Below are 25,492 nucleotides of genomic sequence, written 5' to 3'. Positions count from 1 at the left end.
GATGACCACAAACGGGCTGCGCGCGGCTCCTTGGGGCGTCCTCGCCGTCGTCGCGGGAAACCTCCTGATCGACACGGTCGAGGTCTCCTCGTTGTTCGTTCTGCTCCCAGCGATCACCGCAGACGTAGGACTGGGCCCGGGCGACATCGCGCTAGTCGCCGCAGCCTTCCCACTCGGTTTCGTCGCGGGCATCCCGGTCGCGGCGCCGGTGGCCGAGCGTTTCGGGACACGCACCGTCCTCGTCGTCGCGCTGGTCGTCTTCGCCGTCGCGACCGTGCTTTCGGCCCTGGCCGGAGGTGCCGCCGCACTCGTCGTCGCCCGCCTGGCAAAGGGTCTCAGCGCCGGGCTCACCACCCCGCTCGGCAACGCGGTCCTCGCTCAGGCCTTCGCCAACCCGGCCGATCGGGAGCGCGCGACCCGGCTCTACAGCCTGGTCGGTGGCGGCGGCTTCGTCGCTGGGCTGCTCGTCACTGCTCCGCTGCTGGGCGCGTCCTGGCAGCTTGCCGCGTGCTGGCCCGCTCCGGTGGCACTCGGCCTCGCTGCGGCCGCCGCGCGCTGGATGCCCGCCAACCCCTCCGCGCCCGGTCAGTCGTCCGGCATCGCCGTCGCGGTCGTCATACCCGTGGCCGTAGGGATCGTGGCGGCTCTCGCTCCCGTCCCAGCCGCAGTGCGGGTCGGCGGGGGGCTGCTCGCCGCGGGTGCCGTCGTCGTGCTGGTCCGAGCGCCCCTGCGAGCCGCGCTCCCGGCCGCCGCTTCCCGATCCTTCGCCACGAACGCGGCGACCGCAGGCCTGTTCAACGGCTCATTCCTGCTCTTCTTCGCGGCCGCGCAGCAACAGCTGTACGTGACCGGGCCCGTGCCGGTCGCTGCTCTGGCGGCTGCGCCGGTCGGACTCGGGATGGCGCTCGCCGTCCCACTGACGGGGGTGTTGGTCCGCCGGGTCCCACTGGCCCTGCTGGTCGCGGCGTCCGCAGCCTGTGCGGGTACGGCGTACCTTCTCGGCGCGCTGCTTGCCCCTTGGTCGGTTCCGGTCGTGGCCGGGTTGTCGACGCTCGTCGGTCTTGCGTTCGTGTTCGGCTTCGTGCCGTTGAACCTCCGCGCCGTCGCCGCGATCCCGCCCGGCCTGCGCACTGGGGCCTTGGGCGGCTATCAGGTCCTAGTCCAGTCCGGCGCGGCCCTGGCCGTCCCGCTCGGTCTGGCCGGCACCGCGCTCGCCCGTACCTTGTCTCCGTCTCTCGCCGCCGCCGGAGGCGCGCTTCTCGTGGCTGCGGCGGTCGCCCTCATCACTCCCGACGGAGGTTCGCGATGAGCATCTTCCTGGCCGCTGCGCTGTGCTGGACCTATGGCGAGACGCTCAAGGTGGGCTATGCCCTTGTCGATGGCGCGCTCCTCGACAAGACGAGCCTGCGCGAGACGCTGGCCACCAGTGCCGTCGCGGTGTCCTCGCGCCGCGTAGGCACCGGCGTCCAGCGGGGTCTGCCGTCCTCCCACGCCGGCCTGCTCGACTCACGTCTGCACGAGAACAAGAGGCGTGCCCTGCGCGCGCACGGCCGCACCTCGACGTGGTCACCGGACTCGACCTCGTCGCCCGGCCTCCTTTCCATGCGGCTCCCGCCGTCGTCGACCGAGCAGCTCACTCACCCCACCCCCGAGGAGAACTGATGACCGCGTTGATCCAGACCCCCGTGGCGGAGCCCTTCGCCTGCACGCCCGACTCGATCGCGGATCGGGTCGGCGATCTCCACCGTCGCCGTGCGCACGTGCGCTGCATCGACGATCCGTCGTCGGAGCGCCAGCACGAGCGCGGTAAGCTCACCGTCCGCGAGCGGCTTGAGCTCCTGCTCGACCCAGGCACCTTCCACGAGTTGGAGATGTTCCGTCAGCACCGTGCAGAGTCGGCATCCCTGGCGGGCCGCCGTCCCGCCACCGACGGCGTGGTAACGGGCTACGGCAAGGTGCACGGCCGTTCGGTGTTCGTCTATGGCCACGACTTCCGTCTCTTCGGCGGCTCGTTGGGCGAGGCGCACGCGCAGAAGATCCACCGGGTGATGGACCTCGCGATCCAGGCCGGGGCGCCCCTGATCGCACTCAATGACGGGGCGGGTGCCCGCATCCAGGAGGGCGTGACGGCGCTCGCGGGCTACGGCGGCATCTTCGTCCGCAACACCGAGGCCTCCGGGCGGGTCCCGCAGCTTTCGCTGATGCTCGGTCCCTGTGCGGGTGGCGCGGCGTACTCCCCGGCCCTGACGGACTTCGTCTTCATGGTCGAGAGCACGTCCCAGATGTTCGTCACCGGTCCGGACGTGGTCGGCACGGTGACTGGCGAGAAGGTCGACGTCGAGAGCCTCGGCGGAGCGCGGGTGCACGCGACCATGTCCGGGGTGGCCCACCGGTCCTACGAGTCGGAGGAGGCGTGCCTGGAGGATGCCCGCTACCTGCTTGGTTTCTTGCCGCAGAACAGCAGCGAGCAGCCGCCGTGCTACGCCAGCACCGACCCGGTCGACCGACCCAACCACCGACTGCTCGACATCGTGCCCGCGGAGGCGAGCACGGCATACGATGTGCTCGCCGTGATCGAGGAGATCGTGGACGACGGGGAGTACCTCGAGATCCATCCCGGTTGGTCCCGGAATCTGGTCACCTGCTTCGCGCGGATCGGTGGCCGCACCGTCGGCATCGTGGCGAACCAGCCGATCCACCGCGCCGGTGTACTGGACCTCGAGTCCAGTCAGAAGGGGGCGGGCTTTGTGCAGTTCTGCGACAGCTTCAACATCCCCCTGCTCACTCTCGTCGACGTGCCCGGCTTCATGCCCGGGGTCGATCAGGAGCACGGCGGGATCATCCGGCACGGTGCCAAGCTACTGAGCGCCTACTGCCAGGCGACGGTGCCGCGGGTCTCGCTCGTCCTCCGCAAGGCGTACGGCGGGGCGTACATCGTCATGGACTCGCGCTCCATCGGCGCCGACTTCTGCTTCGCCTGGCCGAGCAACGAGATCGCCGTGATGGGAGCGGAGGCGGCGGCGCGGGTTATCTACCGGCGCGAGATCGCGGGCTGCGCGAATCCCGCCGCGGAGGAGCGTGCGCGGGCCGCAGCCTTCCGCGACGAGCTGATGCATCCTTACTACGCCGCCGAGCGCGGTCTCGTCGACGACGTGATCGACCCGGTGGAGACCCGGGCCACCGTCGCCGCGGCGTTCGAGGTCCTGGCTGCGAAGGGCGAGCGCCGCAACCGCAAGCACGTGAACCTACCGCGATGAAGCCACGACGCGAGGTGCTGCTCGGAGTACGGGGCGGGGTCCTCTCCGGCCTGCTCGCGGAGCCGGACGGCCCGTCCCGGGGGATGGTGGTTGCGCTACACGGGGCCGCCATGAGCGCGGCCTACTTCGACGCCGCGGGGCACGACCGGTCTTTGCTCGACGCGGCTGCGCGGCGCGGATTGAGCGTCCTGGCGCTGGACCGCCCGGGCTACGGCGCCTCCCGGGCCTGCTTCCCTGTCGGGCTCGGCGTCCTTGGCCAGTCGGACGTGGTGGCCGAGGCGCTGCACGGGTTGCTTGGTAGGGCCTCGGCCGGCTTGGCGGTCTATGGGCACTCCTTCGGAGGGAAGGTCGCACTTGCCCTGGCGGCACGGCACCCTGACCTCGGTGTGCGCCGTCTGGAGACCTGTGGCGTCGGCGAGCGCTACGCCGTACCCGTCGAGATGGTTACCCACCACAACGCCCGCAGCGCGATGCACCTGCACTGGGGTCCGGTGCGCAACTACCCGAGCGGGACCTTCCTGCACGCCGCCCGCAACATCACCCAGCCGTTCCCGGCGGCGGAGCGCGCCGACGTGCCCCGCTGGCACCGGACGCTGGCAGACGTGGCACCCGGGGTCACCTGTCCCGTGCACTTCAGCTTCGCCGAGCACGAGGGCTGGTGGGCCTGTACGCCATATGACCGGGAGCAGCTCCGCAGGCGCTTCCCACAAGCGCTCGTCGAGGACTCGTTCCTGGCCGGTGCGGGGCACAACGTCAGCCTCGGGCTCGCCGCTCGCGCCCACCACGAGGCGGTGCTGGACCGCGTGCTGGCGTCGTGTGGGCCACCGACCAGGTGAGCCGGGTTGATGGGGCGTGGGCGGTGTTGCCGTCCGCGCCCATTTTTGTGATGCGGTCCAGCGGCTCATCGAGAGCCTCGCCACCAGCTCCCCTGCCTCGGGGAGATCCGACGATTGGCCGGAGCGGGATTTCGCCACCACCGCTCTCGCATTGCTGCGCGGCCTCAACATCGGGGATCTGCAACCCCACCCCGATGCGCCCACCGAGCTGCGCATCCACGTGCGCGGCAAGGACCGCATCGCGCACGCATCCCCACCGCTCACCGCGATCCTCGCGGACTGCCTCTCCACCCGTGCGGCCCGGTTCGGCGCGAGCAGGCGCGCCCCCGGCGATTCCCCGCCGTGGAACGGGTTCCACTCGCGCGACCCGCTGTTCATCAACCGTGACGAGCTGCGGCTGATCCAGGGAACCCTTCAGCACCGCGTGCAGCGAGCCTACAAGCGTGCCGGGATAGAACCCGAGCGATCCATCGGGGCACTCACTCACACGTTGCGCCATACCTTCACCACGACCATGGCGAACCGCCCTGACATCACCATCCACGCCCTGGCCAGGATGCTCGGCGACGAATCCATCGCAACCACGCAGCGCTATACCGAGGCAGCCGCAGCGTTGAAGCCGCATTACCGGCTGCTCACCAGCGCCACGAAGGAAACATCGCAGTGAGTAGGGCACCGCATGCTCGAGGACGCCTTGCGCCTGTTATGACGACCAGCCCTCGCGCTCCGGTTCGGCGGACGCCCCGCACAGCCCTGCTCGGCCATCACGCGCGGCGGCGAATCATCAGATCGTTGCGACGGGAGAAGCCACACCGCTCATAGACAGCGATGGAGCGCTCGGTGGGAGAAAGGATGACCTTGCTATAGCCGCGGCGGTCAGCAGCATGCAGGACATGCTCGACGAGCGTGGTCGCGATGCCGTGCCCCCGGTGGCCGGGATCGACATAGAGGTGCCCGAGATAGCCCCAGCGACCCGCCGCTGCGGCCCGCGGGCTGGGCATGCGGGAATGCTCGGTCATGCACACCATCCCGACAGCATGCCCCGCGAACCCCGCGGTCCAGACCGTGCGATGCGCCTGGCTGGCCCATTGCTCAACCGACGCGATGAAGCCATGGTCGTGCGACCACAGCCCGATGCCCGGGTCGGACTCCCGGGCCCACTGCCAGCGCAGCCTCGCCACGTCCATGGGCTCGGGCGCGCCGGTGATCGCTAGCGGAGGCCTCCGTGAACGCTCGCCGGGCGGGGAGAATGGCTCCGCCGTCGAATGGCACGCATCGGCCTCGTCGCCAGGGATGGTCACGGATCGAGCGTAGTCCGCCTCTCGTGGCGTCGCGGTTGTAGCGACCCGAAGCGCTGCGGTGCCAGCAGTGCGCGCACTACCTCACCGACCGATGCGGGGCGATCGTGACGTGTCGAATCGATCTCATGATCGGGTGATGCCGTTAGTGTGTCGCCCTCGAACCAGATTCGCCAGCGGGGCCAGCCCCGCGCTGATTACGCTAGCGCGCAAGCGTAGCGCTGGCGCTCGGGCCACCGCGGATCACGTGCCATTTCTGTCACGGTGAACCCGATGCGCCGGTAGAAGCCCACAGCGTCGTCGTCGGTCTCCGCGCAGAGGCCTCGACCAGGCACCATCTCGCGGGCAGCGCTGACGAGCGAGCGCCCATGCCCGCGCCCCTGCCATTTCTCATCGACCGCGATATACCTGATCACGATCATCTCGGAACCGGCGTCCAGCGCCACGAAGGCCACGAGACGGCGGTGCTCAAACACACCGATGAGCAGGAGGCCCGGCAACACTTCGCGCAGGATCCTGCCCAGCTTCTCATCATTGGCCGCAGTGGATAGCCATACCAGGTGGGCGAGCTCGGGACCCACCATCTCGTCCTCGTCGAGAGCACGGATCATGTGAACACTCCCTTTTCCCTCGCCACATCGCCTGCCGGGGACCGCGCCGGCGGACAACAGAGCGTTGACCAATGCTTGCAGAAGCTGACGCGTCAGATCGGCAGACGCGTCGGCCAGGACTTGGGATAGCCGACGGACCACACGGTGACCGCGCTGTTCGTGGCAATCGACGATCTCGGTCACCGCTCGACACCACTCTATGAGGCACTACTTGCCCCGCCCGGCTGCACCGCCAGCGGCGCCCGCAAGTTCCCCCTGGCCTTCCGCGTGGACTTCGTCCGCGCCTGGCTCGCCGCGACCGAGCGCGGCGAGCGGGCCCGCCCGCCACACCGCCTCAGGATTTCCGCCCACCGTCGCTGGACCTCGTCCGCGTGGCAGCGGTATTGGGCTTGCTCGCCTCATGCGAGTGGGAGAGGCTAGTCCTCGCCGTAGAGATAGAGGGGCGCTTGGCCCGAGACAACACCAAGACCGTGAGTGGAGACTGCCAGTCTAATGACCCTTGCGATCTTGCGAAGACTAGGCATCCGCAAGTCCACAGTGTCGCCGGTGCGCGAGGACTTTGAGGTGAAGCCGATCAGTTGATGCTTCGGAATCGCATGAGGGAGCGGGACCGCCAAACCAGTCGCACGGAGTAGGCGAGCTCGCTTTCTCATCGCGAGCCAGAGGCGTGCCGCGATCCACTCATCAAGCTCGCGGAGACTGTCATCATCGTCCATCAGAGGAAAGAACGACATGACCCCTTCGAAGGCCATCGGCGGAATCGCGCCTGCCTGAAACCGGCGAACATCCTTCTCAGTTAGCGGACCGTAGAGGTAACGACGGAGCTGCCAGATTAAAGTTACATAGTCTCGATCAACATCACTAAGGCGACTTTCTTGCTGCGTTCCGTTAAGTGGCTCAAGAATTAGATTGGTAAATATCAGATCGCCGATCCTTTTTTTAATGCGATCGACCGAAGAATCTTTCATGCGCACTTTGCGTAATCCGATGCAATGACCCAGGTAGTCAACACTCTTTGTCGAGGACATCTCGACATGAACGGTCTCCTCCTTGGATAGCAGCCTTATACCCAGGCTCTTCCCCGAGTTTATCGGAGAGCCGATTCGGCTTGATGCTTCGTAAAGAATGGAGGCAGCCTCACTAACGCGCCCGTAGTCCGTGCCCCATATCAAGGTATCATCCGCATATCGGACGAAACCTACACCAATTCTCTCTAGGGCACGGTCAAGTTCAGATGCAGCAACATTGGCGAGGAAAAGACTCACAGATGTTCCTTGTGGAATACCCTGCCTTCGCGGTGGCCCGGAGACGGGGTTGCCTGCTGTTTCGACCAATGCTTCAGGGGCTTCAAGGAAGCGTTCGATTATATGCTGCTCAAGCGGGGTTCTCACGATTCCCATCGTATCGAGCGTTTCTAGTAGAAATCCATGGTCAACCGTGTCGAAAAACTTGCTAAAGTCGTACTCCGCAACGAACAAACGGTGCTCCCGTTTAAATTCAGTAGAGACGTAGGAAATAGCATCGTGTGGACCGAGATCAGGCCGGTAGGCGTACGCCCGTGCGCTCAGCCGTCCGAGGTTCTTCCTCATCAAAGATCGAAACAGACGGTTGGAGATCACTTCGTCTGCGATCTGGAATGTACTCACGACCCGCTCACCACCGGACGGTTTGGGGACGCTGAATCCAGCCGGAGGCCTGGGGGAGTAGCTTCGGTCCCTTAGCCGCCCTGCAATCGCATGGGCGATGCGCCGATGCCGGGATCGGACGATATAGGGGTTGAAACCAGGATCGAGATTCCACGTCTCTGGGCGCCTGACTGGGAGCATCGCGGGGGTTCCAGAGCTGCGCCTACGGCGCCGAGTGTTCTCATCATAGACGGACTTCGCGTACGTCTCATGCTCTTCGATGAGGCGGATCGACGCCTCGCGGACCCGCTGATCAAGCTCCCACCACACAAGAATCTCTTTCGTCATCGAAAAAAGTTGGGGCTGAGCGGTGCGCCCAGCCCCAACTCCGGCTTCGAGTCCAGGCAAAATGTGCTTCACGCGGGCAGTCAACTTGCGAAGACGGCCCCACTGGGGCAGGTGGTGATCAACCGTGATCTGCTCCAAATCGGCTCGATGCCTAGTCCCTCTGGGAACCTACTCTAGATTCTACTCTCGAGAAGCCCGCGCTCTACGTTGGTTCACGAACGACGGTTTCGCGGAGTCATCGGTCAAACATCATGTCCCCGTAGGCCGATCGGGACAGCCACACCACAACTTCCAGCGCATGATCGTCAGGCTGTCGACAGGCTCCCCGCCAAAATGCTCGCTCTGCGTCGGCTCCTTGATACGCACCGCGCAACCCATCGCGGCGTGCTGGCCATCGGTCGACCTCCGGCATCCACACTGTATATGACATAATATATGTTATCGGCTATATTTGTGGATCACCTCATGCCACCAGCGATCTGTTGCTCGCGCAAGGAGTGTCTCAGTGTCGGGAGCGGCCTTGCCTGGCATTGAGCCGAGGCGCGACGGCAGCGAAGTAGCCGCGTGTTGCCGCTGCGGTGGCACCGACCATGCAGTGGACCGGCAGGCTACGGCATCTTCAACCAATCGACGACCGCGCTCGGCAAGGTTCTCTTCAGCCACTCCCACTGATCGGGCCTGACCCTGCTTGCTGGCGCTTGGTGGCTTCCACCAAATGGGCGCACATCATAGGTCCAGTTCCCAGAGGCCAGCATTTGCTGTTCATCGATCCATGCCTCCGGTGGGAGCCTACAGAGCTCCCACTCGACGTAGGTGTTTCCGTCGCTGGCTTCCTGTGGCGTTGAGGTTATGCGGGCAACCGCAACGATCTTGCCCTTCTTCCTCATCTGCGCGCCTCGGTCAGCCCGGTACACCAGTCCGATATCGCCGGGGCCGATCAGCTTGATGCCCCGTCCAACCGAATAGCTTTCCGTATCCGGCGCAGTCACGATGTCGTAGGAGTCGCTGATGCCGTGTGGATCCGGCCATCCCGTCGTGACGTGCGGGTTGTTGACGAACATCCAGACGCCGTTCCCAGTGGTTGCCGTGTTGGTCATGGCCTACCTTCTCGGGTCTCGCAGTCTCTGCGTTGCTGTTGTTTAGATCCTAGGCCGGTGCCCGGCTACCAGCATTGCCTACGGCAGGCGGCCGATGCCGGACCGAGGGCCTGGCGAGACCTGGGTTCAGGTCGGTCGGCAGAGAATACCCAGAAGGAGACTCTGCCCTGGTCGTTTCGCCTCGTGGTTCAGTATCGATCACTGCCTGGGTGAACCGGCGCTTGCGCGGTGCTGGCAATCGCCTTGGCCCTGTTCTCGCGACGGCGCAGCAGGAAGAACCCGAACAGCATCGTGAACGACAGCATTACCATCGTCATCCCAGGTCCTGCCGGGTCACCCTCGCCCAGCCACGCAACCACTCCGCCCAAAGTCGCCAGGCCGAAGAAGACCAATCCGGTCCAGGACAGCGCGGCAAGGAGCTTTCCGATCATGGTGGTTTCCTCTCTTTCTAGTTCTCGCAGCCGATGCCGTCGCCATCGCGGTCGAGCTTGGTGCTGTACCCGGGTTCACCGATACGGATCGGAGCGGCTCCGGCCGCCTTGACCGCGCTGCAGTTCGCGTAATAGACGCTGGATGGCGCGGGGGCTGGCGGCGGCGTGTACACCGGCTCGGGTGCTGGGGTATAGACAGGCTCCGGCTCCGGCGTGTACACCGGCTCCGGCTCTGGCGCGCGGACGGGAACTGGGGGCTCGGCCTCGCGGTCGCGCATCATCCCGGGGACCGGTCCCGGGAAGGAGATCCCCTCGCACGAGTCGAGCACCCGCTCGATCGCGTCGTGCTCGGCCTGGGTCACCCACAGCCCATAGTTGGCCTTCACGTTGACCTGCATCGCGACCATCGTGCAGCGGAATGCCTTGTTCGCGGGAAGCCAGGTCGCGGCGTCACCGTCGGATTTCTGCATGTTCGCTCCGCCATCGACAGCGAGGAGGTTGCGCGGGTCGTTGGCGAAGTCCTGCCGCGTGGACGGGCTCCATTGCTGGGCGCCCTTCTGCCATGCGTCGGACAGCGCTACGACGTGGTCGATGTGCACATCGGTGGTGTCGCCGCCCCGCTCGAAGGAGATCGCCTGGCCGGTGTAGGGGCCGTCGAGGGTGCCTGACTGCACGGCGCATCCATTGCTGTTGTACTTGATGATGATGTTGTCGAGGTCGCGGCGCAGGATGTCGTTGCGGGTATCGCACCCGTTGCGGCCGGCCTCGACGCTCACGTCATCGGTCCAGGACGGTCCGAACAGGTCGCGGTCGTACCCGGTCTTGGGGGCGCGGCCCTTGACCTCGAGCGAGGCGAGCTGCTGGTAGGCGCGGCGCAGCTCGTCCGGTGCATCATCGGGGATGCGGTTGCCGCTGTCGCGGCTGCTGGCTTGCGCATCATCGGCACGTGCCTCAGTGGTCGCCGGCGGTGCGCTGGTAGTGGTCGGTGCAGGCGTTGGCGTGGTGGTCTGGGACTGCGTGGTTTCCACCGCCGCGCTGCTGGGCTCTTCCTCGACTGTCGGTGTGATCACGAGCCCGCCGGCAAGAAGGACCGCGGCCCCGATACCTACCATGGTTGATGCGCGCGGCATGCACTTGCTCCCCCTGTTGCGGCCCCAAGTCTCGCTGACTTGGCGGCGAGATCAACGCGTATTGTAGCCGTATATCGCCGGAGGTGTGCTCCGCGTTACCTCTGCGCTAGCGCGACTGGCGAGCAGCCCCGGCAACGTGTCCATCAAGGCATCGCAGCAAGCCAGACCTTGTCACATCCGCGCCACGTAGCCGCTTGGGGCTGCCAAGTCGCAAGTACTACGGTCATGGGCCGTGGTTTTCGAGCGATCTCCAGGCCGCACGAGTTGCTTTGCCGGGTGTCGTGGAACTCCATGCTGGTCGGCGCGCTGGCCCCGAGCCGCCAGGAGCCATCGGGGGTGCTCATGCCTGCTCGAGCCATGTGCGATCGACGAATCCTCCGCGGTGGGCGGCTTTGTGCCGGGCTGCCTCGACGATGTCGGCGAGATCGTGGCCGTCGAGGGCTACGAGGGCTGTGAGGACCTCGAGGACATCGGCGGCCTCGGCGATCCGATCGTCCGCGGTGTCGGCTTCGCGCAGCTCGGTGGTCTCCTCGACGAGCTTGTCGCGTAGTGCCTGCTCGTACTCGCGGGCGCCCAGCACCCTGGTGACCGGATCTCCGCCACTCGCTCGGATGATGGCGGGGATCTTGTCGCGGACCAGCTTGCCCATGCTGTCGGTGCTCCTTTGCATACTTGGATCATGCAGTTCTACCGCGACGAGCCCACTGCGCGTACTTCCTGGCGCCTGGCGATCCTGATGGGGGTCAATACCAGGACCTACAAGTTCGCGCTGGGCGCCGCCCTGCTCGACCTCGCCAGCAGTGGTGCCGAGGCCGTGTCGTTGCGGAACCTGGCCACAGCGTATTCGGCGAGGATGCTCGAGCGCCCCTCCCCCGCTAGCCAGGCTCCGTCCGCGGTGGAGCTCGGCGAGCAGGACTTCCTGTCAGTCCTCGCGCGCGAGCGTGATGCGTCCCGCGAGCAGGGCGGACCGAGCGAGCTTCTCGTCGATGCCGCGATGAGCTCGATGCCGGGGATGGTCATGCAGAAGTTCCATAATCTCCGTGATCTGGGACGGGTGGCTCATTCGTTCTACGAGCTCGAGGGGCGCGGCGCTCGGCGAGTGGTGCGGTTCTCGCCGGAGCTGCGTGACTTGGCCCCTGGCTCGGGAGTGCTTGCCGAGGAGCTTGATTCACGATGGTCGATCGTCGAGGCCTCGTTCGACGCGGGGATAGGCCGTGGCCTGGTCGGTTCCGGAATGGCAGTCGATGCGGAGAAGGGCGTGTTGGTCGCCCCCGCGCGGCGGGTCGCGGTGACCTCGTTGCGCGGGGGCATCGCGGGATTCCAGCATGGAGAGTGCTTCTATTGCCGCAAGGACTTCGCGTCGCTGGGGCCGGACGTGCATGTCGATCACGTGTTCCCGTTCGCGTGGATGCGGACGGGAAGCTGGCGTGGCCCGGACCTCAATCATGTGTGGAATCTCGTGCTGGCGTGCGCTCCGTGCAACCTGTCGAAGGGAGCGCGCCCGCCCACGGAGGACGAGATCGGGCGGCTGGCTCGGCGCAATGATGCGATCGCTTGTTCCCCGCATCCGTTGCGCAGGACGCTGGAGGTCACCATGGGTGCGGCGGGGCAGGCCGGCGAGCGCCAGCGCCGTCGCTTCCTCCGTTCGGTGGTGGCGGCCACCACCGATGGCCCCAGGGGCTAGCGGGCCATCGGTGGTGGTGCCGGGGTGCGCTACGCCGCGATGGGCGACGGGGTCGAGCTGCGCAGGTAGTCCTGCTCGGTCAGGTGGTGGACGTAGAGGCCCTTGCGGAACAGGACGCTGGGCTTGTCCGACCAGGTTGCGGCGTTGATCTTGCAGCGCCCGAAGCGGAACGCATCGTGGGTGGCGCGCGCGATGCCCCTGTCGTTGGTGAACACGATCAGCAGGTCGAGCTCGCTGCTGCGGGAGAGCTCGAGGGTCTTGTCGGCGACAAGTTGGTCGATGGCCGCGCTCTCCCGGCAGGTTCCCTCGCCGTAGACCAGCTCGCGGGTCTCGGCGTGGATGAGCTTGTGGCTGTTCCAGCGGCGTGCCTCGTAGTGCCGGGCCTGCCATTGGCGCCGGTTCTGGAAGGGGGAATGGATGCCCGCGGCGATGAAGACTTGTGCCAGCTCTGCGCGGACCCCGAGTCCTGCCCCGGCGCGCTCGACGAGGATGTGGGCCAGGGCCAGGGGGTCGGTCTGGCGGCACCGGTGGTCGTGGCCGTAGGGGCGGACGTCGGTAGAGGTGCGGATGGTGTTCTCCCAGTCGTAGACGACTCCGACCTTGCGGGGTGTGGTTGTGCTCATTCGTGGTGGTCCTTCCGTGCGGTGGCTTGGGCGTGGGACCTTATTGGCCCAGGGAGCAGGAGTCGGTGGTGGTCAGGCTGCGGGGTCGATGCGGCGGGGGCCCCATTCCCATTGGCCCTTGAGCTTGAGCAGATCGGCTCCCAGCTCGGTATCGGTCTCCGGTCCGGGGTGGAGCAGGACGAGCAGGAGCCGCTCGAGGGTGGTGTCTCCCTTGATGTTGCGGGCGTGGTAGATCCGTGTGAGCTGTCCCCGCTCGAGCTGATCGAGCGGGGGGAACACGCCCATGCCCTCATGGCGGAGGGCCAGTGTCAGTCCGGCGAGGGCGGACTGGGTGAGGTTCACTCGTCGGCCCGTGGCCTGGCGCAGCGCCTCCCGCAGGATCTCGGCGTCGGCCAGGGTCCAGGCCCGGGTGCCCGCGCGCGCCTTGAGCTGGCGGGCGGCCTGGGCGAACTCCAGTGGTGTCATCTTCATGGGTGTGATCCTTTGCGCGTCCGCGACGCCTATGCGTCGCCGTGTTATGGGCACAGGGCGAGCCCTGCAGGAATTAGGGGGGTGCCCGAGACTTTCCGTCGTGGGCGGTATAAAAGATACCGTACATGCAGCCAGCGGGGCACGCAAGCCATTCTTTGAAGAATCTTTTCAGTAGCCCAAAACAGGGGCGTCGGAGCGCTCGCCTAGCGCCGCCCCCGGCCACCGAAGCAAACCTCAATGAAGCCACTATGCGCAGGTCAGAGCCTATTTATCAACGGGCGACCATCATCCGCATATTTGCTGGATATTAGGATCAGTATTTCCCGAAGGAAATACTCACCGGACCAAACGGGGGACTTCCGAGGGCCATTTGCCAACCCTATAGACGGGTCAAAACCGTCACGATTTTCCTGACCCAAATACCTTGCCCTAATTGCCCAGTAGACCGCTCGGTATATTTTGGCATATTTCGCCATCGAGGGTTGGATGTCAAACCTCAATAGCCGAGTTTCCCATCGAAAATCTTCGGTTTTTTGATCTCGAGCTAATATTCTCGATGCAAACCACCCAGGAAGGGGCGCAGGAAAACCTGGTCCATATAGGCGCAGCGTGACCCGGGATAATCGATGGTCTTTTATCGGGCAGAAGAGAGAGGTGTCCTGGAGCGATCACGCGGGACCGGCAAGGGTTGCCCCAGGCGGGGCGACAGCGCGGCAGTGGGGCCCAGGCACTAGCAATGGTCGATAAGGGATGCTTATCGTCCATTCGACGCCGCGAGCATGCCCCCGCTCCCCCGTACCGTCACCCATCGACTATTTCGTAACGTGATGCTCGTGTGGGGGGCGGGGCTCGCCGGGAGACCGGCGTCGCTGGAATGTCAGTGCTCCCCGCTAGCCTGGCCCCGGAGGGCCTCGCTTCCTGCGGGCTGGCTCTCCCGATAGCCCCGCTCCCCCGCCGTCGCTCGCCAGAGGTCGTGTTCCATCATGAGTGCTGCCGCCCCTCCCCCGGGCCGCTCCGCGGGCCTGCCCATCGTGCTCGCTGGCTCCACCGATGAGCAGTTCCGCGCCGCCTATGGCGCGCGGATGCGCCGGGCGCTGCGCGCGCCGGCGACGGACCGGGCATATGAATCGGACCGGGTGGTGTTCGAGCAGTGGTGCGCGGCACGGGATCTCGTGGCTCTGCCCGCGTCCGAGCAGGTGGTGATCGGCTACCTGCTCTACCACGGCGATCCCTCGGTTCCACGCGCCGCCGGTGATCGGTTGCTGCGCCCGGTGACGCTGGCACGGCGGGTCGCGGGCCTGAAGGCCTGGCACGCCGCGGAGGGGGCGCGGTGGCCCCAGTATGGCGAGGGGGAGAACCTGATCGCGCGGACGCTGGATTTCATCGCTCGCGCGCAGAAGGCTGGCTCGTCGAGGCCGCGGGCACTGTCGCTGGGCAAGCTCGATGCGGCGGCCCGAGCGTTGCCGGCCACTGCCCTGGGGATCCGGAACAAAGCGATGCTGCTGCTGGGCTTCTACGGGGCGCTGCGTCGCTCGGAGCTCGTCGCCCTCGACGCCGCGGACGTGGTCTTCGATGATGAGGGCGATGATGGGATGGTCGTCTCGCTGCGGACATCGAAGACCGACCAGCGGGGGCGGGGGCGGCAGATACCGGTCAACTACCAGGGCACCGACACCTGCCCGGTGCAGGCGCTCAAGCAGTGGCTGGTGGTGCGCGGACCGGAACCGGGACCGTTGTTCACCAACACCTCGGGCACCCGCAATGGTGACCGGATGGCGCGGCTGTCCCCCGCGACGGTGTCCCGGGTGGTCAAGTCCGCCCTGGTCGCGATCGGGGAGGATGGGGCGGTGTATGCCGCGCACTCGCTGCGCTCGGGGTTCGTCACGACCGCGGCGCGCCGCGGCGTTCCGGCGCGGTTGATCCGCCAGCAGACCGGCCATGCGTCCTATGAGATGCTGGATCGGTATGTCCATGCCACCGCTGACCTGGGCGATAACGCGACGCGCCACCTGCGTGGATACTGATCCTGCTGGTCGGGTGCGCGTCCCGCGCCATGATCGGTTTCTCGTCCTGGCGATCGGGATGGACTATGGCCTAGCCTGATGCCATAGATAGGTCCATGCCTAAGCCCATACACATACCCATGACTAGGGCCATGCGCATGGGCTTATGAACGGTCCTCGTGCGGTGCTTGCAGGAGATCGTTCACACGTCCCTTCCCCTGGCTTGCGTGCAGTGCATGGACATGGCGGCCAGGCTGATCGTTTTTCCGAGCGTTGGACCGCCCTGCGTATGTCCTTTTCTAGGGGCTGCCTACCGATCATGGCTACGGACTGTGGTATGGCCATGCCTACGCTCTGGTACGACGTCTTCCATCCGGCCTTCGCCAGGTAGGTTCTTCCGATCATCTACCCGCCCTGTGGACAGGTAGCCATTAGAGACTGTCGGTTGTACTTCCATCTGGCATGGAAATCGCCCATCGTCGCGGATGGTGGCATGGCGGCTGACTGGGAGACTGAGCCGTATCGAGCAACGACTGTTGCCTTGTGCGTGCATCCGGCCTGCGCCACGGCGTGTTGCATGGCAGCGGCTAGGAATGTGGATAGGACAGCTGGGAATGTCTTGACCGGGGCCGTGGCCGGGCCCAGGGGCACGATTGGGTAACTGTCCGTGCACGAGTCGGTGGCAGGGTCGTGTCACCGTCGGTGGCGGCGGGGGAGTGGACGTACTGTCGGGGGCATGGATGCACAGCCTTTGCGCAGTGTCCTCGTCGCGAACCAGAAGGGCGGCGTGGGCAAGACCTCGATCGTGACGTCGGTGGCGAGCATGGTGGCCTCGACCGGGCGGCGGGTGCTGGTCGTTGATGCCGACCAGCAGGCCAACGCGACCAACTCCGACCTCGGCGTCGAGGGGGACAATGGCCGCGGGCTGAGCATGGCCCTGCAGCATGGGCAGCCGCTCGAGCCGGTGCGCGGCGCCCGGGAGAACCTGGACCTGCTGCCCGGGGGCACAGCGCTCGCGCTGGTCGGGGCGGCGGCGACGGTCGCGGCCCAGACGGGCCTGGACATGCGGGCCAACCTGGCCGAGGCGCTGGCGGACCTGCAGCAGCGCGAGGGCTATGACCTCGTGCTGATCGACTCCGGGCCTGGCGATGCGCCTCTGCTCGATGCGCTGCTGGGCAGCGCGTCGTACCTGGTGGTGCCGACCCGCGATGATGATGCGAGCTTGTCGGGGGTGGAGCTGCTGGCGCGGCGGTACCTGCGGGTACGGCAGTCCGGCGGGGGAATCGAGCTGCTCGGGGTGGTGCTGTTCGACATCAATCCGCGGGCGACAGTGCGCAATCGTGACGCGCTCGAGCAGATCGAGGACCTGCTCGCCGGCAGCGGCGCGGCACCGTTCGAGACGATGGTGCGGTCGGACCGGGCCGCAGCAGTGGACCTGCGATCGCGGCACCTCACGCCCGCCGAGCTCGTGGCTGCTGCGGAGGAGAACCAGCGCACCCGTATCCAGCAGCTGCGGCACAAGGTGGCCGGGGAGCGGCGGATGTGGTCGAGGGATCCCTCGGGCCTGGCTTCTGACTACCAGGCGTTGACGCGGGAGATCCTGCAGCGGATCGCCCAGCGCGAGTCAGACCGAGTGAGCGGGGGAGTGGCATGAGCACCCAGCGTCGTCGCGCGGCGTTCTCCCCGGATGCCCTTGATAGCGACATTGATTCGTTGTTGCCGCCGGCACCCACGCCGCTGCGACGCCCTGCCCCTGCCCCCGCGCCAGTCGAGGAGCAGCGGGGCGAGGCTGGGGGCTCACGGTCCGCGGACGCCGCCCCGGCCCCGGCCCCGGCCGTGAGCCCGGCGAGGACGGTGGCGCGGCCGCGCACGGGTGCCCCGGAGGTGGTGATCGCACCGGAGGTGCATGCAGCGCTGAGACGCTTGACCGCCAGGGAGCGGGAGCGACACCCCGAGCGCGCGCGCTCGTTCGGTGTCGTGGTCCTGGACGCGGTGGAGGCGCATGCCGAGCAGCTCGCGAGGCATTGGGCACGCCCGGAGCCTGCTGGGTCGGGCTTGTTCCAGCGGGCGGACGGCTCGCGGCCGCGGCGGCGCCGTCATGCGGCGGCCCCGGCACGGATCCCGTTGTCGGGGATCATCCCAGCGGATGTGGCCGTCCTTGATGGGCTGGTCGAGCAGTGGGGCGCGGGATCGCGCAGCGCGCTGGTCGAGCAGGCGCTGCGTTGGTACCTCGGCATGGACAAGGCCTAGATTCTGCGGGGCTCCGCGGATAAAGCTCTGCGGGGCGGATCACCAATAGGGGAGCTGCTCGCGCCAGGGGTGCCCTGGCGGCAGTCCGACTCGTTGCTCCTGGGCGAGGCTCCGGAAGCGCCGGGGCAGGAGGATGGGGGCATCCCTGTCATCGATCAGGAGCAGGTCCCAGCGTTGCTCGTACGGGGCGAAGATGGTCAGGGGCACTCGCGAGCGATCTACCGGTGCGTTGCGCTTGCCTGCTGGGATCCCTGGTTCGGTGAGCCAATCCATGTGCTGGATCCATGCCGCCGCGGCCACGTGGGAGCGGGGAACGATGAAGCATCGCGGCTTCTCCTCGTGATCGACCGGCACGGCCACCATGACGAAGTACTCGCGTCCATGCAGGCTCGGGCCTTGGGACTTCGCACCGAGCGGCCAGCTCATGGAGTCCTGGACCGGTCCCCGTGCTGTCTTCACCTGGATCTCGACCATGCGGCGGTTCTCGCCCCGTGCGAGCACCGCGAGGATGTCGGTCCGCTCCAGCCCATCCCGGGTCAGCGCCGGTGCCCAGTCCCGGCGCGCGAGCTCCGCTGCGACGTGGTGCTCGCCGATGGTTTTCGTCTGCTTGGTGTCCACCACAGCGCGAGCCTACTTGCGCACGACGGTCATGCCAGCAGGACGGGACCCGTGCTGCCTCGTGCTCGATCGGCACCGGCTTGGGGTTGGTGGTCCTTCTCGCTGCTCAGCGGGCTCGTAGCGTGGTGGCTCGCTCGAGCGCGGCGATGTCGAGGTGCTGCGCGTGCTGGCGGATGCGGTCGGCGAAGACGGGTGCCCCAGCGGCGACCAGGCTGCGGGGAAGCGAGAATGGGCTGCCCTTGCCGAGGTGGTAGCGCATTTGCTTGTGGAGTGCCTCATGGGCGATCTCCGGTGCGGAATCGTCGATGAGGACGAGGAAGTCATCGGGGGAGTAGACCTCGTAGGGCTGGTCGTCGATGCCTTCGAAGTCGCTGGCGTTGAGGGTGATGATGTAGTCGGCCCGCGCATGGACGGCAGCGCAGTGGACGTGGGCGTCGTAGATGTCGGGATAGTGGGCGCTGGGGTCGATGGCGTATCCGGTGACCGCGCCCGCGGCGAAGGTGGCGGCCAGTCTCCTGCGAACGCCGCCGACTTGCTCATCGGCGAGATGGGGATGGTTCTTGCGGAGGTGGTAGATGACCTCGGCCATGATGTCCTCGGTCCAGAGGATGTCGAAGCAGGTGTTGGCCTTGGCGAGGTACATCAGCGCGATCCAGTCCCGGAGGGTTCGCGAGTACAACACGTTCGAGTCGACCAGCGCGCGCCACCGTCCCAGGCTCATGGGTGGCAAGGCTACAAGCCGGTGGGCAGGTAGGGGTCACGGTAGTAATGGCGCAAAAAACAACGAAGTTCGCGTAGTGCCTGGTCAGCGGGTAGACGGACGCTCTTGTTGGTGGCCGCTATCGGTGGCTGCGGTCGGGGCCGATGAGGCTGGTGATGCCGCGCATGGCTGCCGGTGAGGGTTTGAAGTAGCGGCGTAGGTTCTCGGGTTTGCGGTGGCGGGACTTGGCCATCAGCTCCACCAGGCTGGCACCGGCCTCGCCGAGATGCGTCAGGCCGGAATGCCGAAGTTCGTGCAGATCCCAACCGGTGCCGGGCCCATTCGTCGCGGTGGCGGCATCCAGCACGGCGCGGGCCTGGCCGTAGGACAGCCGGGCCAGCCCGGTGTCGGGGCAGATGTCCCGGTCGGCGGCGGCCTTTCCGGGGCCCGGTCGGCGGTGGGTGACGAACAGCGGTCCGCGGGTGCGGCCCTTGGTGAGGCGTGGCAGGAGCCGGGCGGTGCCCGCGTCCCAGTACACGAGCTCGTGCGCGTACTCGTGGTAGGTGGCACCGCGGCGGCGGGTGCGGGGCTTGGCGCCCTTGGACTTCACCGGGCAACACCGCCCGGCCAGATCGAGGTCCTTGATGTTGACCTGGAGCAGTTCCTCGGTGCGGGCGCAGGTTTCGTAGAGCATCCGCCACAGCGTCTTCTCCCGGAGGTCGATGTCGCGGCGGGCGATGAGCCGGTCGATCGCGGTGCGCGAGTGCACCGGGGTGGTGGAGTCCGGTGGAGTGGAGCGTTTCACCCAGGCCGGGACCGCCGGGGCGGTGTGGCCGTGCTCGCGGCACCACGCCAGCCACGACGCGACCGCGGCGCGGCGGGCGTTCCAGGTGTTGACTGCTGAGGAGCCCCACAGGGTTTCGAGGGTTTCACCGATCTCATCGTCGGCGACGTCGGCCAGCCGCCGGGTCTCGCCGAGCGTGGCGGTGGTCTTGTCGACGGCGATGCCGTAGGCGCGGCGGGTGTTCGGGGAGCCGATCGAGTCGAGGAAGCTGTCGCCGGCGGCGCGGACGGTGATCCCGGACGGCACGGTGGTACCTCCCTCACTGGGCTTGCCGCAGATAACAGGTCCGCGTCGCGCACCGCCGGAGCGGAGTCGGCGCAGGCCGGATGTCATGATGCTACAGATAACAGGGTGTTATCCGTGGCAGTCGGAAAATGGCCTCACCCGAGTACCGGGCGATGCTCATGGGGTGTCTATGCGCCGATTTCGCGGTGGACGCCGCCGGCGGCGGTGTTGACCGCTTCGGCGAGGGTGGGGTGGATGTGGATGGCTTGGGCGAGTTGGGTGTAGGTGGCGCCGGTGGTCATGGCGATGACGGCCTCGTGAACGAGGTTCCCGCCGTCGGGTCCGGCGATGTGGCAGCCGAGGATACGGTCGGTGGCGGCGTCGGCGACGAATTTGACCAGGCCGCGGGTGTTGCCGATGGCGCGGGCTTTCACGACGCCGGTGAAGTCCTGGCGCCCGACGACGACGTCGTAGCCGGCGGCGCGGGCGGCAGGTTCGGTGAGCCCGACGGCGCCGACTTCGGGGTCGGTGAACACCGCGTGAGGCACGATGCGCCCGGTTGTGGTGCGGTCCTGGCTTCGGAATATGGTGCGGTAGACGATGTCGGCGTCGTCGCGGGCGGTGTGGGTGAACATGGGCCCGCCGCGCAGATCGCCGAGCGCCCAAACATTTTCGGCGTCGGTGCGCAGGGAGGCGTCGACGGTGAGGAAGCCCTGTGGGTCGGGTTCGAGACCGAGGTACTCGAGGCCGAGATTGTCGCTGTTGGGGGTGCGTCCTGTCGCGATCAGCAGGTGGCTGCCGGTGATGTCGTCGGCTTCGCTGCCGGTGCAGCCGAGCCGGATGTTCCCGGTGGTGCCGGTGGCCGCGGTGCAGGTGGTGCCGGTGAGCACGGTGATGCCGTCGGCGGTCATGCCCTCTCTGACGGCGGCGGAGATGTCGGGGTCCTCGCCGGGCAGCAGCCGGTCGGCGCGTTGGATGAGGGTGACCTCGGAGCCGAATCGCCGGAACATTTGGGCGAACTCGCAGCCGACGTAGCCTCCGCCGACGACGAGCAGATGTGAGGGCAGGTCGGTGAGGTCCAGCAGGGTGCGGGAAGTGAAGTAGGGGACGGTGTCGAGGCCGTCGATGGCGGGGATGGTGCTGCGGGTGCCGGTGACCAGCAAGATCCGGTCGGCGGTCAGGTCGGTGCCGTCGACGGTGAGTGTGCGGGGTGCGGTGAAATGTCCTGTGGCGTGGTAGAAGTCGAGGTCCGTTGATTTCTCGACGGTGCGGTAGGAGCCCGCGCGGATGGAGTCGACGATGGTGTTCTTGCGGTCGACCACGGCGGCCAAATCGACGGTGACCGGTCCGGGTAGGCGGACCCCGAATTCGGCGGCGCGGCGCGCCTGGTGCGCCACGGCGGCGGAGGCGATCATGGTCTTGGTGGGGATGCAGCCGCGGTTGAGGCAGGTCCCGCCGAGCAGTTCTTTCTCCACGAACGCGACGCGGCCGTGCCGGGCCGCGCGCAGCGCGAGCGGCAGGCCGGCCATGCCGCCGCCGAGTACCAGGGTGTCGTAGCGTTCGCTCATGTGCTCGGTGCCTTTCCTCGATCGAATCGCTCTGGAAGGGGTACGGCAGTCGACCGGTCGGCGCGGTCAGCGCGCGTGTTTCTCCTCGATTGTGGCGGGTGCGGGGGCGCAGCAGTCGTTGTCGGGGGTGGCGTCGCGGTGTCGGGCCCGGGTGTTGCGGGCAACGACGGTGGCGGCAAGCGTGGCGGCCACGGCCGCCACGGCGAGAATGATGACCGTGCCGGTGTGGTTTTGAATCCAGATGCTCACCGCGGCGGACCAGGCGGTGGAGCCCATCGCGGCACCACCGGTACTGCCGATAGCGGCGGGCCACCAATACCAGACGAGGTAGGCGCCGGTAGCGACGAGCACGACGGCGGTGATGCGGGTGCCGTGGCGGGCGAGCACCGCGAGGTAGCGGGTGGCAGCGGTGCCCGCCGCGGCGGTGGCGAGGCTGACCAGCAGCAAGACCGTCGCGGCCCCGGCGGCGTAGACGGCGAACACCACCAGCAGCGCTGCCCATCCGGCGGTGGCCTGGGCTTGGGCGATCACGGCGAGCAGCACCCCGAAGGTGCACGACAGCGACGCGGCCGCATAGCCGGCACCGGCGGCCACCATACCGGTGGTGGTCATCGATGCGCGGGGCGGGCGCTGAGCGCGGCGGGGCAGGCGCAGGCCAAGGCCACGGCCGGTGAGCATGACCAGCCCGAGCACCGCCAGCGCCGCGCCGACGGCCAGGCCGAGGCGGGGGCCGCGGCGATGAGCGCGCGGGCGCCGGCGCTGACGGCCAGGCCCGCCGCGGCGAGGGTGCCCGCGAATCCGAGGGTGAGCGCGGTCCCGGCGCGCAGGGCGCGCGCCATGCGGACCGGGAACGCGTCGGTGGTGGTGTCGCCGAGGGTGTGGGTGATCCAGGCGGGCAGCAGCGCGAATCCGCACGGGTTGACCGGGGCGAGCATCCCGGCGGTGAACGCCAGCGCCAGCAGTCCGCCCATCACGCCGCTCCCGCGTCGCGCAGTGCGGTGGTGATCTGGTCGGCGGACGGGTCGGTGGCGCGGTAGGTGACCTTGCCCGCCGGATCGACCACGACCAGCGTCGAGAGCGACGCCACCGAGAGTCGTGTGGTGAGGGTGGCGCCGGTGTCGATCACGGCGGGCAGCGCCTGGGTGCCGGTGAAGTCCTGGAACCCGGCCACCGTCTGCGCGGATTCACCCGGATCCATGTCGACCAGCACGAACGACGCCTTGTCGCCGAGTTGTCCGGCCGCCTGCGCCACCGATTTCGCGCCGCCCACGCATTCGCCGCAGCCGACGGAGAAGAAGAACAACGCGGTCGGCTTGTCACCGGGCACGCTGATGGAGGTGCCGGTGACGGTGTCGACCTGCACCGGCGCCACCGGATCCTGCGCCGTCGTGTCGGTCGAGGTGCACCCGGTGAGGGCCAGGGCTGCGGACAGCGCCAGCGCGGCGGCGGCGAGGGCGGGGCGGGGCGGCGAAAGCGTGGCAGAGTGGCCATTCGAGGACAGTGGCCTTTCGTGCGGGGGGCGAGGGAGTGTCAGCGCGGTCTCGCGACCGCTCATCGGGGTGTCAGAGTTCGAGACGGTCATGCCGGGGTTTCCGTCCGGTCGCGGTCGGCCGGAGCCGACCGAGGGGATCCGGGTCGGGGCGGACAACACCCCGTGGCCTTACGGGCGCGGCGCCGCAGGGTGTAGCCGACGGCGGCGGCCACGACCAGCACGCCTGCGGCAAGCAGCCACGGGCTGGTCAAGACACCGCCGAGACCGGCGAGCACGCCGCCGGCGATCAGGGCGGGACCGGCGCAGCAGGCGACCATCACCAGCACGCCACCGGCCACTGCGAGCAGACCACCGAACCCGCCCGAGTCGTTGTCGGGTGTGTTCATCGCCTTGTTGTCGGGTGTGTTCATCGCCGCCCACTACCGTCCGCGGCGGGGATGCGCGGGCAGCAGCCCAGCGCGGCGGAGTTGTCGGCCGCCAGCGACCGCGCCAGCATCACCAGGTCAGCTACCCGCGGATCACCCACGGAGTACCGCAGTTTCTTCCCGTCGCGGCGCGCGAGGACATACCCGCAGTCGGCCAGGCAGGACAGGTGTACCGACACCCGGGGCTGCGAGATGCCGGCGTGTTCGACGCAGTCGGCGGAGGTGCGCTCCCCGGCGAGGATGAATTCGAGGAGCTTGAGCCGGGTCGGATCCGACAGGGCGCGAAAAAACTTCGCCGTCGTATCCAGATGCGTACACGCCGACTCGGCACCGGGCACGGTGACAGTGGCGGTGGTGGACCGGGCCATGGGATCGCCTCCACGAGACTTGAACTATTCGGATAAACGCATAATATGGTTCCGGTAGATATTCGTCAACACGAATAGCAGCCGTTGTCGGTTCAGCGGTTGCCCGACCAGGAGGCACCCTCGTGACCTTGACAGATTCCCGCGCCGATCTGGCGATCATCGGTTCCGGCTCGGCGGCGTTCGCCGCCGCCATCGCCGCGGTCAACCTCGGCAAACGGGTGGTGATGGTGGAGCGCGGGACGGTCGGGGGCACGTGCGTGAACGTCGGGTGTGTGCCCTCGAAGGCGCTGCTGGCCGCCGCCGAGGCCCGCCACGCCGCCGAGGCGGCGGGCCGGTTCCCCGGGCTCACCCCCGCCGAGGTGCCGCTGGATTTCCCCGCCCTGATCGCGGGCAAGGACGCGCTGGTCGGGCAGCTGCAGGCGGAGAAGTATGTCGACCTGGCCGCCGACTACGGGTGGGAGATCGTCTCCGGCACCGCGGTGTTCGACGGCAGCGCCGAGGCACCCGTGCTGCGGGTCGCGCGCGCCGAGGGCGGTGTACGGGTGATCGAGGCCGACCAGTATCTGATCGCCACCGGTGCCGCGCCCTGGGCTCCGCCGATCGACGGCCTCGTTGAGGCCGGGTATCTGACCTCGACCACCGCCATGGACCTCCAGCAGCTGCCGGAGTCGCTGATCGTGGTGGGTGCGGGCTATGTGGGGCTCGAGCAGGCCCAGCTGTTCGCCCGCCTGGGCAGCAAGGTCACGGTGATCGCGCGTAGCCGGCTGACCTCGGGTGAGGAACCGGAAATCTCGGCCGCGCTCGAGGCCGTCTTCGCCCACGAGCGCATCGACGTGCTCACCGCCGCCACCGTCGAGAAGGTCCTCGCCGACGACGGGCACAAGGTGGTGACCGTGCGCACCGGCGGCGGCGCCAGCACCGAGCTGCGGGCCGAGCAGGTGCTGATGGCCACCGGCCGCCGCCCCAACACCGCCGGGCTGGGCCTGGATGCGGTCGGCGTCGCCGTCGACGAGCGGGGCGCGGTCGTGGTCGACGACCGCCAGCGCAGCAGCAATCCGCGCATCTGGGCGGCCGGGGACGTGGCCGGGGATCCGCAGTTCGTGTACGTGGCCGCCGCGCAGGGCACCCTGGTCGCCGACAACGCCCTGGCCGGTGCCGATCGCGTCCTGGACTACACCACGGTGCCGCGCGTGACGTTCACCAGCCCCGCGATCGCCTCGGTCGGACTGACCGACGCGCAAGCCGCCGCGGCCGGGCTGGCCTGCCAGTGCCGGGTGCTGGGGTTGTCGAGCGTGCCGCGGGCGCTGGTCAACCGGGACACCCGCGGCCTGGTCAAGATCGTCGCCGAAGCCGGCACCGGCCGGATCATGGGCGTGCACGCCCTCAGCGACGGCGCCGGGGACCTGATCACCGCCGCCACCTATGCGATGACCGCGGGTCTGACCGTCGACCGGCTCGCCCACACCTGGGCGCCGTACCTGACCATGGCCGAAGCGCTGAAACTGACCGCGCAGACTTTCACCACCGACGTCACCAAACTGTCCTGCTGCGCAGGCTGACGCCGTCGGACGGGAGGCAGTGATGAACG

At 67.7% G+C, this 25,492-nt stretch carries 28 protein-coding genes; 10 read left to right on the top strand and 18 right to left on the bottom strand.

What is annotated here, in order from left to right; genetic code table 11:
- The first annotated feature begins 1 nt into the window (after position 1).
- The 5 genes from QC765_RS13500 to QC765_RS13480 are packed head-to-tail and all read left to right on the top strand — an operon-like array spanning position 2 to position 4,760.
- Positions 2–1,309 carry an MFS transporter gene (locus tag QC765_RS13500; protein WP_278314960.1) on the top strand — a complete coding sequence of 436 codons (1,308 nt, stop codon included), beginning with the start codon at positions 2–4 and terminating at the stop codon, positions 1,307–1,309.
- On the top strand, positions 1,306–1,662 hold the full coding sequence (locus QC765_RS13495) for a hypothetical protein (RefSeq protein WP_278314959.1): 357 nt from the start codon (positions 1,306–1,308) through the stop codon (positions 1,660–1,662). Before QC765_RS13500 ends, QC765_RS13495 begins: the two co-directional genes overlap by 4 nt.
- Positions 1,662–3,257 (top strand): acyl-CoA carboxylase subunit beta, encoded by a 1,596-nt coding sequence (locus QC765_RS13490; protein ID WP_278314958.1) that lies wholly within the window; start codon positions 1,662–1,664, stop codon positions 3,255–3,257. The genes QC765_RS13495 and QC765_RS13490 overlap by 1 nt, the downstream gene beginning before the upstream one ends.
- On the top strand, positions 3,254–4,093 hold the full coding sequence (locus tag QC765_RS13485) for an alpha/beta fold hydrolase (RefSeq protein WP_278314957.1): 840 nt from the start codon (positions 3,254–3,256) through the stop codon (positions 4,091–4,093). Before QC765_RS13490 ends, QC765_RS13485 begins: the two co-directional genes overlap by 4 nt.
- A gap of 16 nt (positions 4,094–4,109) precedes the next feature.
- Entirely contained in the window at positions 4,110–4,760 is a 651-nt protein-coding gene (locus QC765_RS13480; protein WP_278314956.1) for a tyrosine-type recombinase/integrase, read from the top strand.
- 97 nt (positions 4,761–4,857) lie between these two features.
- Here QC765_RS13480 and QC765_RS13475 read toward each other — a convergent pair whose 3' ends face one another.
- The 7 genes from QC765_RS13475 to QC765_RS13445 form a co-directional block, all read right to left on the bottom strand.
- Positions 4,858–5,394 (bottom strand): GNAT family N-acetyltransferase, encoded by a 537-nt coding sequence (locus tag QC765_RS13475; RefSeq protein ID WP_278314955.1) that lies wholly within the window; start codon positions 5,392–5,394, stop codon positions 4,858–4,860.
- A gap of 194 nt (positions 5,395–5,588) precedes the next feature.
- The gene (locus QC765_RS13470; RefSeq protein WP_278314954.1) at positions 5,589–6,002 is read right to left on the bottom strand and encodes a GNAT family N-acetyltransferase; all 414 of its coding nucleotides are present in this window, start codon (positions 6,000–6,002) and stop codon (positions 5,589–5,591) included.
- Between the two features lie 416 nt (positions 6,003–6,418).
- Positions 6,419–7,828 (bottom strand): reverse transcriptase domain-containing protein, encoded by a 1,410-nt coding sequence (locus tag QC765_RS13465; protein ID WP_278315035.1) that lies wholly within the window; start codon positions 7,826–7,828, stop codon positions 6,419–6,421.
- Between the two features lie 755 nt (positions 7,829–8,583).
- Positions 8,584–9,072, bottom strand: coding sequence for a hypothetical protein (locus QC765_RS13460; RefSeq protein ID WP_278314953.1), 489 nt, complete (start codon positions 9,070–9,072; stop codon positions 8,584–8,586).
- A gap of 188 nt (positions 9,073–9,260) precedes the next feature.
- Entirely contained in the window at positions 9,261–9,503 is a 243-nt protein-coding gene (locus QC765_RS13455; RefSeq protein WP_278314952.1) for a hypothetical protein, read from the bottom strand.
- Between the two features lie 17 nt (positions 9,504–9,520).
- Entirely contained in the window at positions 9,521–10,633 is a 1,113-nt protein-coding gene (locus tag QC765_RS13450; RefSeq protein ID WP_278314951.1) for a GmrSD restriction endonuclease domain-containing protein, read from the bottom strand.
- Positions 10,634–10,973: 340 nt separating this feature from the next.
- The gene (locus QC765_RS13445; protein WP_278314950.1) at positions 10,974–11,282 is read right to left on the bottom strand and encodes a nucleoside triphosphate pyrophosphohydrolase; all 309 of its coding nucleotides are present in this window, start codon (positions 11,280–11,282) and stop codon (positions 10,974–10,976) included.
- A gap of 30 nt (positions 11,283–11,312) precedes the next feature.
- On the opposite strand from QC765_RS13445, the gene QC765_RS13440 reads away from it, so the two are divergent.
- Positions 11,313–12,317, top strand: a complete 1,005-nt coding sequence (locus QC765_RS13440; RefSeq protein WP_278314949.1) for an HNH endonuclease — start codon at positions 11,313–11,315, stop codon at positions 12,315–12,317.
- A gap of 29 nt (positions 12,318–12,346) precedes the next feature.
- Here QC765_RS13440 and QC765_RS13435 read toward each other — a convergent pair whose 3' ends face one another.
- Positions 12,347–12,940 carry a hypothetical protein gene (locus QC765_RS13435; protein ID WP_278314948.1) on the bottom strand — a complete coding sequence of 198 codons (594 nt, stop codon included), beginning with the start codon at positions 12,938–12,940 and terminating at the stop codon, positions 12,347–12,349.
- Between the two features lie 72 nt (positions 12,941–13,012).
- Positions 13,013–13,411 carry a hypothetical protein gene (locus QC765_RS13430; protein ID WP_278314947.1) on the bottom strand — a complete coding sequence of 133 codons (399 nt, stop codon included), beginning with the start codon at positions 13,409–13,411 and terminating at the stop codon, positions 13,013–13,015.
- A 983-nt stretch (positions 13,412–14,394) separates the two neighbouring features.
- Here QC765_RS13430 and QC765_RS13425 point away from each other — a divergent pair.
- From QC765_RS13425 to QC765_RS13415, 3 genes are all read left to right on the top strand, one after another.
- Positions 14,395–15,435, top strand: coding sequence for a site-specific integrase (locus tag QC765_RS13425; RefSeq protein WP_278314946.1), 1,041 nt, complete (start codon positions 14,395–14,397; stop codon positions 15,433–15,435).
- A gap of 715 nt (positions 15,436–16,150) precedes the next feature.
- Positions 16,151–17,068, top strand: a complete 918-nt coding sequence (locus QC765_RS13420; protein ID WP_278314945.1) for a ParA family protein — start codon at positions 16,151–16,153, stop codon at positions 17,066–17,068.
- The gene (locus QC765_RS13415) at positions 17,065–17,664 is read left to right on the top strand and encodes a hypothetical protein (RefSeq protein WP_278314944.1); all 600 of its coding nucleotides are present in this window, start codon (positions 17,065–17,067) and stop codon (positions 17,662–17,664) included. The genes QC765_RS13420 and QC765_RS13415 overlap by 4 nt, the downstream gene beginning before the upstream one ends.
- 39 nt (positions 17,665–17,703) lie before the next feature.
- Here the strand turns inward: QC765_RS13415 and QC765_RS13410 are convergent, their stop codons facing one another.
- From QC765_RS13410 to QC765_RS13370, 9 genes are all read right to left on the bottom strand, one after another.
- Positions 17,704–18,285, bottom strand: coding sequence for a hypothetical protein (locus tag QC765_RS13410; protein ID WP_278314943.1), 582 nt, complete (start codon positions 18,283–18,285; stop codon positions 17,704–17,706).
- A 103-nt stretch (positions 18,286–18,388) separates the two neighbouring features.
- Positions 18,389–19,003 (bottom strand): PIN domain-containing protein, encoded by a 615-nt coding sequence (locus tag QC765_RS13405; RefSeq protein ID WP_278314942.1) that lies wholly within the window; start codon positions 19,001–19,003, stop codon positions 18,389–18,391.
- 118 nt (positions 19,004–19,121) lie between these two features.
- The gene (locus tag QC765_RS13400; protein WP_278314941.1) at positions 19,122–20,072 is read right to left on the bottom strand and encodes a tyrosine-type recombinase/integrase; all 951 of its coding nucleotides are present in this window, start codon (positions 20,070–20,072) and stop codon (positions 19,122–19,124) included.
- A 167-nt stretch (positions 20,073–20,239) separates the two neighbouring features.
- Positions 20,240–21,619, bottom strand: coding sequence for a dihydrolipoyl dehydrogenase family protein (locus QC765_RS13395; protein ID WP_005206419.1), 1,380 nt, complete (start codon positions 21,617–21,619; stop codon positions 20,240–20,242).
- Positions 21,620–21,685: 66 nt separating this feature from the next.
- A complete protein-coding gene (locus QC765_RS13390; protein WP_235194085.1) occupies positions 21,686–22,231 on the bottom strand; it encodes a cytochrome C biosynthesis protein in 546 nt (181 codons plus the stop codon).
- Positions 22,228–22,590, bottom strand: a complete 363-nt coding sequence (locus QC765_RS13385; RefSeq protein WP_235194086.1) for a hypothetical protein — start codon at positions 22,588–22,590, stop codon at positions 22,228–22,230. The genes QC765_RS13390 and QC765_RS13385 overlap by 4 nt, the downstream gene beginning before the upstream one ends.
- Positions 22,590–23,201 carry a TlpA family protein disulfide reductase gene (locus QC765_RS13380; RefSeq protein WP_278314940.1) on the bottom strand — a complete coding sequence of 204 codons (612 nt, stop codon included), beginning with the start codon at positions 23,199–23,201 and terminating at the stop codon, positions 22,590–22,592. The genes QC765_RS13385 and QC765_RS13380 overlap by 1 nt, the downstream gene beginning before the upstream one ends.
- The gene (gene merT, locus QC765_RS13375) at positions 23,198–23,521 is read right to left on the bottom strand and encodes a mercuric ion transporter MerT (protein WP_005180211.1); all 324 of its coding nucleotides are present in this window, start codon (positions 23,519–23,521) and stop codon (positions 23,198–23,200) included. The genes QC765_RS13380 and merT overlap by 4 nt, the downstream gene beginning before the upstream one ends.
- Positions 23,518–23,904 carry an ArsR/SmtB family transcription factor gene (locus tag QC765_RS13370; RefSeq protein WP_004018626.1) on the bottom strand — a complete coding sequence of 129 codons (387 nt, stop codon included), beginning with the start codon at positions 23,902–23,904 and terminating at the stop codon, positions 23,518–23,520. Before QC765_RS13370 ends, merT begins: the two co-directional genes overlap by 4 nt.
- 122 nt (positions 23,905–24,026) lie before the next feature.
- Here QC765_RS13370 and merA point away from each other — a divergent pair, with 122 nt between their 5' ends.
- A complete protein-coding gene (gene merA / locus QC765_RS13365) occupies positions 24,027–25,463 on the top strand; it encodes a mercury(II) reductase (protein ID WP_005195274.1) in 1,437 nt (478 codons plus the stop codon).
- Positions 25,464–25,492: the final 29 nt, after the last annotated feature.

This window comes from Hoyosella levis, from assembly GCF_026008515.1.
Classification (GTDB): Bacteria; Actinomycetota; Actinomycetes; order Mycobacteriales; family Mycobacteriaceae; genus Lolliginicoccus; species Lolliginicoccus levis.
This window is presented reverse-complemented; position numbering and strand designations above follow the sequence as displayed.

Coding starts and splice junctions, on each gene's coding strand:
- QC765_RS13500 (WP_278314960.1), top strand. CDS start 2: ATGACCACAAACGGGCTGCGCGCGGCTCCTTGGGGCGTCCTCGCCGTC.
- QC765_RS13495 (WP_278314959.1), top strand. CDS start 1,306: ATGAGCATCTTCCTGGCCGCTGCGCTGTGCTGGACCTATGGCGAGACG.
- QC765_RS13490 (WP_278314958.1), top strand. CDS start 1,662: ATGACCGCGTTGATCCAGACCCCCGTGGCGGAGCCCTTCGCCTGCACG.
- QC765_RS13485 (WP_278314957.1), top strand. CDS start 3,254: ATGAAGCCACGACGCGAGGTGCTGCTCGGAGTACGGGGCGGGGTCCTC.
- QC765_RS13470 (WP_278314954.1), bottom strand. CDS start 6,002: ATGATCCGTGCTCTCGACGAGGACGAGATGGTGGGTCCCGAGCTCGCC.
- QC765_RS13465 (WP_278315035.1), bottom strand. CDS start 7,828: ATGCTCCCAGTCAGGCGCCCAGAGACGTGGAATCTCGATCCTGGTTTC.
- QC765_RS13460 (WP_278314953.1), bottom strand. CDS start 9,072: ATGACCAACACGGCAACCACTGGGAACGGCGTCTGGATGTTCGTCAAC.
- QC765_RS13455 (WP_278314952.1), bottom strand. CDS start 9,503: ATGATCGGAAAGCTCCTTGCCGCGCTGTCCTGGACCGGATTGGTCTTC.
- QC765_RS13450 (WP_278314951.1), bottom strand. CDS start 10,633: ATGCCGCGCGCATCAACCATGGTAGGTATCGGGGCCGCGGTCCTTCTT.
- QC765_RS13445 (WP_278314950.1), bottom strand. CDS start 11,282: ATGGGCAAGCTGGTCCGCGACAAGATCCCCGCCATCATCCGAGCGAGT.
- QC765_RS13440 (WP_278314949.1), top strand. CDS start 11,313: ATGCAGTTCTACCGCGACGAGCCCACTGCGCGTACTTCCTGGCGCCTG.
- QC765_RS13435 (WP_278314948.1), bottom strand. CDS start 12,940: ATGAGCACAACCACACCCCGCAAGGTCGGAGTCGTCTACGACTGGGAG.
- QC765_RS13430 (WP_278314947.1), bottom strand. CDS start 13,411: ATGAAGATGACACCACTGGAGTTCGCCCAGGCCGCCCGCCAGCTCAAG.
- QC765_RS13425 (WP_278314946.1), top strand. CDS start 14,395: ATGAGTGCTGCCGCCCCTCCCCCGGGCCGCTCCGCGGGCCTGCCCATC.
- QC765_RS13420 (WP_278314945.1), top strand. CDS start 16,151: ATGGATGCACAGCCTTTGCGCAGTGTCCTCGTCGCGAACCAGAAGGGC.
- QC765_RS13415 (WP_278314944.1), top strand. CDS start 17,065: ATGAGCACCCAGCGTCGTCGCGCGGCGTTCTCCCCGGATGCCCTTGAT.
- QC765_RS13405 (WP_278314942.1), bottom strand. CDS start 19,003: ATGAGCCTGGGACGGTGGCGCGCGCTGGTCGACTCGAACGTGTTGTAC.
- QC765_RS13395 (WP_005206419.1), bottom strand. CDS start 21,619: ATGAGCGAACGCTACGACACCCTGGTACTCGGCGGCGGCATGGCCGGC.
- QC765_RS13390 (WP_235194085.1), bottom strand. CDS start 22,231: ATGACCACCACCGGTATGGTGGCCGCCGGTGCCGGCTATGCGGCCGCG.
- QC765_RS13385 (WP_235194086.1), bottom strand. CDS start 22,590: ATGGGCGGACTGCTGGCGCTGGCGTTCACCGCCGGGATGCTCGCCCCG.
- QC765_RS13380 (WP_278314940.1), bottom strand. CDS start 23,201: ATGACCGTCTCGAACTCTGACACCCCGATGAGCGGTCGCGAGACCGCG.
- merT (WP_005180211.1), bottom strand. CDS start 23,521: ATGAACACACCCGACAACAAGGCGATGAACACACCCGACAACGACTCG.
- QC765_RS13370 (WP_004018626.1), bottom strand. CDS start 23,904: ATGGCCCGGTCCACCACCGCCACTGTCACCGTGCCCGGTGCCGAGTCG.